Genomic DNA, 11126 nt, shown 5'->3' on the forward strand with positions numbered 1-11126 from the left:
CCGGCCGCCCCGTCCCCGACGGCGGAACCGCCCCCGCCCGAGGGCGGAGACTGACCCGTTTGCGCCGTCGCCCGCACGGTGCGTATGCTTGTAGATCGTTTGATCCCACTTGCCCGGCGCCCCGAAGCAGCGCGCCGTGTGGCGCGTTCCTCGTCCAGCCGTGGCTGACCGCATCCAGGCGGTCCAGAGCACCTACGGAGCTAAGGCGCGTGCCGACCACCTGACTCCGGAAGGTTCTCACCTCGCATGTCCGTTTCCACCCCTGAGGCTGTCCTCCCCCTGGACGAGCCGACGACCACCTTCGCCGACCTCGGCCTGCCGCCGAGCATTGTGCGCAAGCTCGCCGAGAAGGGCGTGACCACCCCGTTCCCCATCCAGGAAGCGACCATCCCGGACGCGCTGGCGGGGCACGACATCCTCGGCCGGGGACGCACCGGCTCCGGCAAGACCCTGAGCTTCGGCCTGCCGCTGCTCGCCCGCCTCTCCGGCGCGCGCACCGCCCCCAAGCGCCCCCGCGCCGTCATCCTCACGCCCACCCGTGAGCTCGCCATGCAGGTGTCCGACGCCCTGGAGCCGTACGGCGACGTGCTCGGCCTCCGCCTGAAGGTCGTCTGCGGCGGCACCTCCATGGGGAACCAGATCTACGCCCTCGAACGCGGCGTCGACATCCTCGTCGCCACGCCCGGCCGGCTCCGCGACGTCATCGGCCGCGGCGCCTGCTCGCTGGCGGACGTCGAGGTGGCCGTTCTCGACGAGGCCGACCAGATGGCCGACCTGGGCTTCATGCCCGAGGTCACCGAGCTGCTCGACCAGGTGCCTCCGGGCGGCCAGCGGATGCTGTTCTCGGCGACGCTGGAGCACGAGATCGACACCCTGGTCAAGCGGTACCTGGTCGACCCGGTCAGCCACGAGGTGGACGCGGCCCAGGGCGCGGTGACGACCATGTCCCACCACGTGCTGGTCGTGAAGCCGCGTGACAAGGCCCCGCTGACCGCCGCCATCGCCGCGGGCGAGGGGCGTTCCATCGTCTTCGTCCGCACGCAGCTCGGCGCCGACCGCGTGGCCGGGCAGCTGCGCGAGGCGGGCGTGCGCGCGGACGCGCTGCACGGCGGCATGACGCAGGGCGCGCGCACCCGCACGCTGGCCGACTTCAAGGACGGCAGGGTCGGCGTTCTGGTCGCCACGGACGTCGCGGCGCGCGGTATCCACGTCGACAACGTCGACCTCGTGCTGAACGTGGACCCGGCCGCCGACCACAAGGACTACCTCCACCGTTCCGGCCGCACCGCGCGGGCGGGCCGTTCCGGCACGGTCGTCTCGCTGGCGCTGCCGCACCAGCGGCGCACCATCTTCCGGCTGATGGAGGACGCGGGCGTGGACGCCTCGCGCCACATCATCGGCCGGGGCGACCTGTTCGACGCCGAGGTCGCCCACATCATCGGCGCGCGCTCGCTGACCGAGGTGCAGGCCGAGGCGGCGATGGGCGCCGTGCGGCACGCCGAGGGCGAGGTGGCGCGGCTCAACCGCGAGCTGGAGCGGGCCCGCGAGAAGGCCACCGAGCTGCTCGAAGAGGCCGAGCGGCTGACCGGCCGCGCGGCGCGCGAGCGCGGCGACGACCCGGCCGAGGCGATCGCCGCGGCGGCGGAGGCGCGGGTGCTGGCCATCGCCGAGGCGGAGCGGGAGGCCGAGCGCGAGGCGCTGCGCGAGGCGCGCCGCGCCGAGAAGGCGGCCCGCGCCGATGCGCCCAGGCAGCACGACGACCGCGAGCGCGGCCAGGGCCGTGGCAACGGGTTCCGGCGCGATGACCGGCGCGGCGACGACCGCCGCCCGTTCCAGCGCCGCGACGAGGGGAACCGCGGCCGAAGCGGTGGCAGCGGCAGCGGTGGCAGCGGTGGTGGCAGCGGAAGCGGTGGCTTCCGGCGGGACGACCGCCGCGACGGCACCTCGTTCGAGCGCCGCCCCTACGGCCGGAACGACGACAACCGCGCCCGGGGCAACGGCGGCGGCTTCCGCCGCGACGACCGTGACGGCGGCGGAAGCTTCCGCCGCGACGACCGCGACCGCCCCTCGTCCTCGTACAAGCCCCGCTGGAAGCGCGACAGCTGACGGCACCGCTTGCGGCCCGGCCCCGACGCCACCGGAAAGGCTTCGAGGCCGGGCACAAGCCCCGGTTATGCTGCTCCGTGCGGGCCGTTAGCTCAATTGGCAGAGCAGAGGACTTTTAATCCTTTGGTTGTGGGTTCGAGTCCCACACGGCCTACCACGTGGCCCCAGGCCAGACCCCGTCTGCGCCGTGGCGGTCGCTGCTGGCGCGCTGCTGGCCCGAACGTCTGACGATCATGAAAGAGGAGCACCGGCGGGACGCCTGGGGGGCGAGGCCGCCGGTGCTCCGTCTGTGGGGCGTCGAGGCGGTCTGTACCGGATCGCCCGAGCCTACGAGACCGAGCGTCAGCACGGTACCTCCGGGGCATGTCACAAACTGCTGCTGACCAGCGGCAGGCACATGATCAAGCCGCCGGTGTCGTGATCATGTGCCATCGACCGATCCGCCGAGCGCTCGCGTCCTCGCCGGCCGCCGGGAGATCGGCTCCCGCATCCGCGCCGCCATGCTCCACGCGGGCATGAGCCAGGAGCGCCTCGCCGAACGCGCCGGGCTCTCCCGCCACACGGTCTACCGCGTCCAGCTCGGCACCATCAGCACACGGCTCGACTGGCTCATCGCGATCGCCGACGCCGTCGGCGTTGACCTGGCCGAGCTGGTCCGTGAGGAGGAGCCCGGGCCTCCGTCCGGAGGTTGACAGCGGCCGGGGACGGACGCGCAGCAGGTGGGGTTAGTCCGTGTCGTCGGAGTGGGTCTTGCTCCCGGCGGGGCCGCCGATGGTGACGGGTCCGAGCCAGGTGACGGCCTGTTGGGCCTCGGGGTCGCACGCGATCCAGCAGCGGCCCGCCGTGCGCTCGGCGAGTCCGCGCTCCGGGTCGGGCAGCGTCAGGCTGATTCCCTGCACGAGGCACCTCCCTCTCCCTCCACGACGTGGAGCCAGCCGCGGGTAGCCGCCCGCAGTTCGGTGACGGCCTCGCGGAGATCCCGCTGCGCGGCGGCCATCTCCGCGGCCGTGAGCAGCCAGTCCAGGGTGATCAGGGCCCACGCGGAGACGACCCGCTCTATCAGCGGCCGGAGGTCAGGACGTGGACCGAGGTGGGCGAGGCGGCGGATCAGGCGCTCGGGCATGTGCGGGTCGGGCGGGTAGTTCAGCGGCTCCCCGGCGCCCAGTTCGGGGCGTTGCGCGAGGGGGATCCACCGGCCGGTGATCAGGCAGTTGCCGCACACGGTGAGGATCCAGCCGTGAGGGTGGAGCGCCACCGGGGTCGGGTCGTTCGCGCGCTCGCGGCAGTCGATGCAGGTGGGGACCAGGACCAGCAGCGGCAGTCTCATGACGAGTACCGGTGCGGGGCCGGCGACTCCACCATGTCGTCGCAGCCGGGGCAGCGTTCCGTGGGCCGCGCCGCCGGGCACCGGCGGCCGTCGATCAGCGTCGGCGGCGTGTCGTCCAACGGCGGCGGCGCGGGCTCGGGCGGCGTGCGGGGGGTTCGCATCATGGTCGGCTCTCCCGGGGGTTCGGTGCCAACCGGAACGTAGAGCCGCTATAACTAACTGTGAGCACGCAAAGTGCGTGCCCTGCTGCGGGGAGGCGCCATGGACACTGACCGCATCGGCCGCCGCATCGCCTACTGGCGAGAGCACCGAGGACTCACCCAGAGCGATTTCGGCAGACTCATGGGGCAGTCCCGGCGCTGGGTCCAGGACATCGAGGGCGGGCAGCGACAGCAGGACCCCAGGCTGTCCGTGCTCCAGCGGGCAGCCGATGTACTACGCATCCCCCTGGAACGGCTCTTGAGCGACCCCATGCCCGCGCCCGCCACCACCCCGCTCCCGCCGGACGTGGCCGCCCTCGCGGACTCCCTGCACCACCCGCCCCCGACCAGCACCCACCCAGTCGGCTTGCCCAACCTGCGGCGCCGGCTCGCGTTCTGCTGCCAGGCGTGGGCCGCCTGCCACTACGCGGCCACCGCCCGCGACCTCCCCGCGGTCCTCGCCGACGCGCACACCGCCGCCGCGGATGGCAGCGCGGAAGCCGCGACGATCCTCTCGCGCGCCTACCAACTCGCCGCCAGCCTCCTCTACAAGTACAGCCGTCACGCCTGCACGCCGGGCGTACTCGCCGCGGACCGGGCGCTCGCCGCCGCCGAGACCTCCGGCGACCCGGTGGCCATCGGCGCCTCGGCACGGCGGGTCGCGCGCGGCTTGATACACCAGCAGCGGCACGCCGCCGCCGTCGAGTACGCCACCGTCAGCGCCCGGACCCTGCGCCCGGACCTCGAACGAGGTGGCACGGTGGGGCTGTCCACCCTCGGCATGCTGTACCTCGTCGCCGCGATCGGCGCCACCGGCGCCGGGCGCACCCCGGCGGCAGTCGCCGCCGCCACGGGGCGCCTGAGCGAGGCTGAGGAGGTCGCCGCACGGCAGGGCCAGGAGGATGCGGACTTCACCGGGTTCGGGCCCACCAACGTTGCCCTCCACGAGGTCGACGTCCTGCTGCGGCTGGACGACGCCTGGGCTGCCGTCGAGGCGACCCGCCGCATCGAACCCGGGGCGCTCGCCGGGATGTGGCGCGAACGCCGGGCCCGGCACCTTGTGACGACTGCACGCGCCGCGGCCTTGACCCGCCGCCGCGACGACGCTATCTGCGCGCTTCTGGAAGCCGAGCGGCTCGCGCCTGAGGAGGTGCACCGCCCGGCGGTCGTGGCCATCGTGCAGGATCTCCTCGTGCTAGTCCCGTCTCCCGGTGCGGACCTGCGTGGTCTCGCCGAACGCTGCGGGATTCCCGCGTGAACGGCCGCGTGTTGTACCTGATCGCGTGCGCGGCCGGCCCCGCGCAGCACGTGGACGATGGCGTGCGCCGGGCGCAGGCCGCGGGGTGGGACGTGTGCCTCATCCTGTCGCCGTCCGCTGCCCGCTGGTGGGCTGACCGGCGGTCGGAGCTGGAGGAGCTGACGGGCCGCCTGGTGCGGTCCGAGTACAAGCTGCCTGGTGAACGGGACGCGTTGCCGAAGGCAGCGGCGATGCTCGTGGCGCCGCTGACGACGACGAGCGCGTGCAAGTGGGCGGCAGGGATCACGGACACGGTCGCGCTGGGGCTGCCTGCGGAGGGCGTGCACCTTGGTGTGCCGGTGGCCGTGATGCCGTTCTGGTCCACGGCGCTTGGCGCCCAGCCCGCAGTTGGTCGCGCGGTGGAGACGCTACGGGAGCAGGGCGTGCGGGTGGTGTTCGCGCCGGGTGAGCCGCATCCCCCGAAGCGGGGAGACGCCTCCGCGTTCGCGTGGTCCGCGGGGCTTGCCGCACTCCAGGCGTGAGCACCGGCATCAAGGGGGCGCGTTCTCGCGGGGCGACTTCGATTTCCACACGCTCGAACAAGAGCGCGCGTGTGCGCTCGTCCGTCGGCGACCTCGCGCCCGGGAGATCAATGCGCGGGCTGGCCAAGGAGTTTGGCGAGGTGGGAGGCACCTGAGGGCGGTCGAGCGGGCTCCCCGTGCGGTGTAACCTCTGATCATCCGTTCGGCAGCGGCTACCTTGTCCACCATTCAAGGGGTCGACTCGTCGCGCATGGATATGCCCCCATTCCTCAGCATGTGGAGTCAGACATGAGTCTTTTCATGTTCATGCTGTGAATCCGGCTGCCTGAGGCTCCTGCCTCACCCGGAATCACGCCCCCTGGTGGCCCGCTGCACAACCGTGCGAAAGTCGATGCGCGGTTTCGCAGCGGGCAACCGGCCTGGGGGCGCTGGTGCAGTTCCGAATGCTGGGCCCTCTCGAACTCTTATTCGAGGGGCGACGAGTGGTGTTGGGCTCATCCAAAGAGCGGTGCGTCCTGGCCAGCATGCTCGCCGTCGCCGGCGAACCGATTTCCGTCGACGAGCTGAAGCGTCGGGTCTGGGACGGCGATCCACCGCCATCCGCCACGGGATCCCTTCAGTCCCACATCTCGCGGCTGCGCAACCGGCTCTCCGTCGTCGGTGACCGGGTGAGCATCGACTTCACGGCACGCACGTACCGCCTGGAGGTCGAGCCGGAGGCGGTTGACCTGCTGCGGTTCCGCCGTCTGCACCGTCAGGCCAAGGCGGTCGCCGAGAACGGCGACGGGGAGCGCGCGGCCGAACTGCTGGCCGAGGCCGAGGCCCTGTGGCGAGGGGAGCCGCTCAGCGAGTTCGACGGGCACTGGGCCACCGCGCTGCGAGTCCGCCTCGGAGAGGAACGGCGACGCGTTCACGAGGCCAGGGTGCAGCTGGAGTTGGGGCTCGGACGTCACGCCGATCTCCTCGGCGAACTGAGGGAGATGGCCGAGCGGCACCCCGTCACCGAATCCGCTGCCCACCTCCTCATGCTGGCGCTCTACCGCAGCGGCCGTTACGCCGAGTCCCTGGGCGTCTTCCACAGAACGCGCAGGCGACTCCGCGACGAACTGGGGTTCTCGCCCAGCGAGGCGCTCGCGGATCTTCATCAGCGCATCCTCACGCGCGACGCCACTCTCCTCGCTCCGGAGCTCGACCGGCCCGTCACGCCGGGATCCGGGGCACCCGACACGATGCTGCGGGACAACCCCGACTTCACCGGGCGCGAGGAGGAACTGCGCGTGCTCCTCGGGGAAACGCGTGGAACGGCCCTTCCCCTCTACGTGGTGCACGGCATGCCCGGCATCGGGAAGACAACGCTCGCGGTGCGCGCCGCCCATCTGCTCCGCGAGCGCTTTCCCGACGGTTCCCTCTATGTGGATCTGCGGGCCTTCAACCGCGAGCGGCAGCCGCCACGTGATCCCTCGGACGCGCTGGCGGCACTCCTGCACGCGATCGGAGCGGACGACAAGCTCCCTGCCACGCTGGACGAGCGCTCGGCGCGCTGGCGCGAGGCGCTGGCCCATCGGCGCGTGCTGGTGGTGCTGGACGACGCCCGTGACGCGGCGCAGGTCCGTCCGCTTCTGCCCGGCATGGCGCGTTGCTGCGTGATCCTCACCAGCAGGAATCGCATGGCGGACCTCGAAGGTGTGCTGCCCGTCCCCCTCGGTGTTCCCCCGGCGGCCGAGGCCGCCGCGCTGTTCACGCGCATCGCGGGCGAGGCCCGGGCGTCGGACACGACGGCGGTCGGGGAGGCGGTGGACCGTTGCGAACGCCATCCGCTGGCGATCCAGCTCACCGCCAACCGTTTCAGACACCGTGAGGCGTGGGCTGTCAGCGACCTCGTCGACAGGCTGGCCCTGGCCAGCGAGCCGCTCGACGAGATCGACGCTCCACCGGGGATAGCGCCGGCGTTCGACCTCTCCTATTCCGAGCTCGACGCTCACTGCCGATGGCTCTTCCGCTGTCTCGCCCTCCATCCGGGCCCCGATCTCACGCTGCACGCCGCGACGGCGCTGACCGGCTCGGACGTCGCGGTCGTCCGGCGTGGCCTGGACGAACTGCTCGACAACAACCTGATCGACGAGCCCGTCCGGGACCGCTACGTGGCGCACGGCCTGGTGCGCGCTTTCGCGGGCAGGCTCGGAAGACGGGACGACGCTCCCCTGGTGCGCCGGAAGGCCGTCGAGCGGCTGCTGGACTACTACCTCGCCACGGCGGACGCGGCCGACCGGCTCGCCCACCCCCGGCGAAGACGGCCGTCCGGGCTCCTCGGCCGGCTTCCGAGCGGTGTGGCCCCTCCGTTGGAACAGGACGCCGCGGAGGCGTGGCTGGACGCGGAGCGCGCCAACCTCCTCGCCGTCACCCGCTTCGCCACGGCCGAGTCACCGCATCACGCCAGGTACTTCCCGCTGGTGCTGGCCGAGGTCTTCCGGACCTGGGGCGTCTGGGAGGCCGCCGCGGAGCTGCTGGACATCGGCGTGGCCCACTGGCGCGAGCTGGACGACCCCCTCTCGCTCGCGCGGATCCTCCTGGAACGAACCCAGAACCTCTGGCTCAGGGGAGAACCGGACGCGGCGCTGAGCCGCGTGGCGGAGGCGATGGAGCTGTACCAGGGCGCCGGCGACGAGTGGGGGCAGGCGGAGTCCCTGGCGCAACGGGCCCTGATCGAGCTCGTGTCGGGCCGCTTCGCCTCCGCGGCCGGCGCCTTCGACGGCGCGCTCACCCTGCACCGGCGGGTCGGCAACGCACGGGGGGAGGCCGAATCCCTGTACCAGCAGGCCGTGGTGTTCGCGTACATGGGCCGACGTCAGGAGTCGCTCGACCAGTCACGCACCGCGCTGGAACTGATGCGCGCGATCGGCGACCGCCGGGGGGAGCTGAAGGCCCTGAACAACATCGGCGAGGTTCTCAGCCTGCTCGGGCACAACGAGGAGGCCCGCCGCTATTACGAGGAGTCGCTGCTCCTCGTCCGCCGGATCGGTGGGCGGCAGGAGCTTGCCATTCTCTCCAACAATCTGGGGAATCTCTGCCGCGATACGGGCGATCCCGAGGCGGCGCTCGAATATCTCCGTATGGCGCTCAGCAACTACCGTGCCATTCGCGATCAGCGCTGTGAAGCGGACTCCCTGACGAACATCGGTCTCACCTTTCACGCGATGGGGCAGTTCAGCGAGGCCATCGCCCACCACTCGATGGCCGAAACCATCGCGCGGCGGATCGGGGACCTCTTTCAGCGGCAGCGCGCGGTGGCGGGGCTCGCCGCCGCTCAGGGCGCGTCGGGGAGCCACCGGGCCGCGCAGGCCGCGTACGAGGACGCGTTGCGCATCGCCCAGCGGATCAGCGCGCCCTACGAGGAGGCGCGGGCGGCCGAGGGGCTCGGGCTCGCGCTGGTCGCGACCGGCCAGGCGGTGGATGCCGGCCGGTACTGGCTGCACGCCCTGGAGCTCTACGAACGGCTGGAGGGGGCCCGGGAGGAGGCGGAGGCCGTGCGGCGGCGGCTGGCCACCCATGGAACGCGGCGTTGAGGTGGAAGGGGGGCCCGCGCGGCGCGGTGACCGCTCCTGGCGCGCGCCCATGCACGCGCACCCTCCTTGCGCCTCGTTTCCGGGGGCGGGCGCCCCCGGGAAGTGGAGATGCTCTTCAGGGAGAGTTTTGTCGGCTCCACGAAGGTGAGACCGTGCGGTATTGATCATGACGACTTGCGGGGGGCGCGCTTATGCGGGAAAGCTCTGAGGCACACAACGCTCTTTCCGGCACCGTGGGGGGATCGAGTGTCCAGGCCGCGGCGATCCACGGTGACGTGTATTTCGGGGCCGGGGCCGGGGCCGGGGCCGGGGCCGGGGCGGGGGACCGGAGCGGAAGTCGATTCCATACCCCGCGGCAACTGCCGCGGCGCGTGCGGCATTTCATGAACCGCGCGGACAGCTTCGCCGCCCTGGATGCCGCGCTGGACGCCGCGTCCGCCGACGGGACGCCCGCTCTCACGTTGATCAGCGGACCACCGGGCGTGGGAAAGACGTCGCTCGCCCTGTCGTGGATGCACGGCCGCGCCGCGGGCTTCCCCGACGGTCAGCTCTATGTCGACCTGCGCGGTCACCAGGTCGAGGAGCCCATGGGAGCCAGCACCGTTCTGCCGAAGTTCCTCCAGGCCCTCGGCGTCCCCCCCGAGCAGGTGCCGTCCGATCTCCCGGGGCAGGCGGCGCTCTACCGCACCGTCACAGCCGACCGCCGCATCGCCGTTCTCTGCGACAACGCCCTGTCGGCCGCCCAGGTGCGCCCGCTGATGCCCGCCTCGCCGGGCAGCCTGTGCGTGGTGACCAGCAGGTGGCGTCTGACCTCCCTGCTGCTCGACGGCGCCGAGATGGTGCAGCTCGGCCCCCTCGACACCGAATCCTCCCTGGAACTGCTCGGCCGCATCGCGGGCCGGGACCGGGTGGCGGCCGACGCCGCCGCGGCCATGGAACTCGTGAGGTCCTGTGGCCGCTTCCCGCTCGCGCTGTGCGTCGGAGCCGCGCTGCTCGCCATACGGCCCGGCTGGAGCGTGGCGGCCGCGGCGGCGAGCTTCGTCGTCGACCTGCCGATCGACCGGACGAACACAGACGAGGAGGCCGTCTCGATGGACGCGTGTCTGGACCAGGTTCACGCCGCGCTGCCGGCGGAGGCCAAGCGGCTCTACCGCCGTCTCGGCCTGCACCCCGGCCCGGAGTTCGACGCCGGGGTCGCCGACGCCGTGGCGCCCACCGCCCCCGAGGTCCCGGACCCGGCGCGTGGGCTCGCCACGCTGGCCGAGGCGAATCTGCTCACGGTGGTGGGCCCCGGCCGGTACAAGTTCCACGACCTCATCCACCGGCATGCCCGCGAGCGGGCGGAGGCCGACGACGGCCACGAGCAGCGGGGGGAGACGGTCCAGCGCGTCATCGACCACTACCTGGCCACGGCCAACGCCGCCGACCGCGTGGTCTATCCCCAACGGCGCCGCCCCGACGTCGCGTACACCCATGAGCCGCCGAACCCCCGGGCGTTCGGCGACCTCGCCGCCGGCCTGGCGTGGCTCGACGCCGAGCACGACAACCTGATGGCCGTCCAGCGCCTGGCGGCGAGCCTCGGCAACGCCACGGCCACCTGGCAGCTCGCCGAGGCGCTGTGGGGGCTGTTCACCTACATGCGGTACCACGAGGACTGGATCGCCAGCCACGAGGCCGGCGCCGACGCGGCCCGTGCCTGCGGGCATCCGGTGGCCGAGGCCCGGCTGCGCAACGGGCTCGGGGTCGCGCTGCGCGAGGCCGGGCGGCACCAGGACGCGCTGCGGGTGTTCGACGAGGCGCTGGCGCTCCGCCGGGAGACCGGCGATCGCAGGGGCGAGGCCCTGGTCCTCCACAACGTCGGCCTCACGCACGGCGAGCTCGGTGACCTGGCCCGCGCGGGCGAGCTCTTCCGCACCGCTCTCGGCATCCGCGACCGGGAGGGCGATGCGCGGGGCGCGGCCCGGGAACGTTCCGCGCTGGGCGAGGTGGAGAGCCTCCAAGGGCGCCACGCCGAGGCCATCGCCCTTCTGACCGAGGCCCTGAGCGCGGTCAGGGGCACCGGCGACCCGTACTACGAAGCGCTGATCTGGCGCCGCCTCGGGCAGGCCCGCCTGCGGGCCGGGGACCGTCCGGCGGCCCGGCGCGCGCTGG

At 72.7% G+C, this 11126-nt stretch carries 9 protein-coding genes and 1 tRNA gene; 7 read left to right on the forward strand and 3 right to left on the reverse strand.

Annotated elements, in window-relative coordinates; translation table 11 throughout:
• Positions 1-246 precede the first annotated feature (246 nt).
• The 3 genes from ADY01_RS26040 (at position 247) to ADY01_RS26050 (ending at position 2798) form a co-directional block, all read left to right on the forward strand.
• Complete coding sequence (locus ADY01_RS26040) at positions 247-2106, forward strand: DEAD/DEAH box helicase (protein ID WP_049578386.1); 1860 nt, start codon at positions 247-249, stop codon at positions 2104-2106.
• An 81-nt stretch (positions 2107-2187) separates the two neighbouring features.
• Positions 2188-2263, forward strand: a tRNA-Lys gene (locus ADY01_RS26045).
• Between the two features lie 268 nt (positions 2264-2531).
• Positions 2532-2798 carry a helix-turn-helix domain-containing protein gene (locus tag ADY01_RS26050; RefSeq protein ID WP_049578388.1) on the forward strand — a complete coding sequence of 89 codons (267 nt, stop codon included), beginning with the start codon at positions 2532-2534 and terminating at the stop codon, positions 2796-2798.
• 33 nt (positions 2799-2831) lie between these two features.
• Here ADY01_RS26050 and ADY01_RS39355 read toward each other — a convergent pair whose 3' ends face one another.
• Genes ADY01_RS39355 through ADY01_RS39360 form a run of 3 tightly spaced genes read right to left on the reverse strand, consistent with a single transcriptional unit; the run spans position 2832 to position 3597 of the window.
• Positions 2832-3005, reverse strand: coding sequence for a hypothetical protein (locus ADY01_RS39355; RefSeq protein WP_159001437.1), 174 nt, complete (start codon positions 3003-3005; stop codon positions 2832-2834).
• On the reverse strand, positions 2987-3433 hold the full coding sequence (locus ADY01_RS38445) for a hypothetical protein (RefSeq protein WP_049578389.1): 447 nt from the start codon (positions 3431-3433) through the stop codon (positions 2987-2989). Before ADY01_RS38445 ends, ADY01_RS39355 begins: the two co-directional genes overlap by 19 nt.
• Entirely contained in the window at positions 3430-3597 is a 168-nt protein-coding gene (locus ADY01_RS39360) for a hypothetical protein (RefSeq protein ID WP_159001439.1), read from the reverse strand. The genes ADY01_RS38445 and ADY01_RS39360 overlap by 4 nt, the downstream gene beginning before the upstream one ends.
• A 97-nt stretch (positions 3598-3694) precedes the next feature.
• Between ADY01_RS39360 and ADY01_RS26060 the strand changes: the two genes are divergently transcribed.
• From ADY01_RS26060 to ADY01_RS26075, 4 genes are all read left to right on the forward strand, one after another.
• Positions 3695-4891, forward strand: a complete 1197-nt coding sequence (locus tag ADY01_RS26060; protein WP_049578391.1) for a helix-turn-helix domain-containing protein — start codon at positions 3695-3697, stop codon at positions 4889-4891.
• Entirely contained in the window at positions 4888-5412 is a 525-nt protein-coding gene (locus ADY01_RS26065) for a flavoprotein (protein ID WP_107081825.1), read from the forward strand. The genes ADY01_RS26060 and ADY01_RS26065 overlap by 4 nt, the downstream gene beginning before the upstream one ends.
• Positions 5413-5900: 488 nt before the next feature.
• A complete protein-coding gene (locus ADY01_RS26070) occupies positions 5901-8975 on the forward strand; it encodes an AfsR/SARP family transcriptional regulator (RefSeq protein WP_159001441.1) in 3075 nt (1024 codons plus the stop codon).
• Positions 8976-9358: 383 nt separating this feature from the next.
• Positions 9359-11126 (forward strand): tetratricopeptide repeat protein (locus ADY01_RS26075; protein ID WP_049578395.1); only part of this gene is annotated, 1768 nt, incomplete at its 3' end.

This window comes from Streptomyces sp. SBT349 (assembly GCF_001083795.1).
GTDB lineage: Bacteria > Actinomycetota > Actinomycetes > Streptomycetales > Streptomycetaceae > Streptomyces.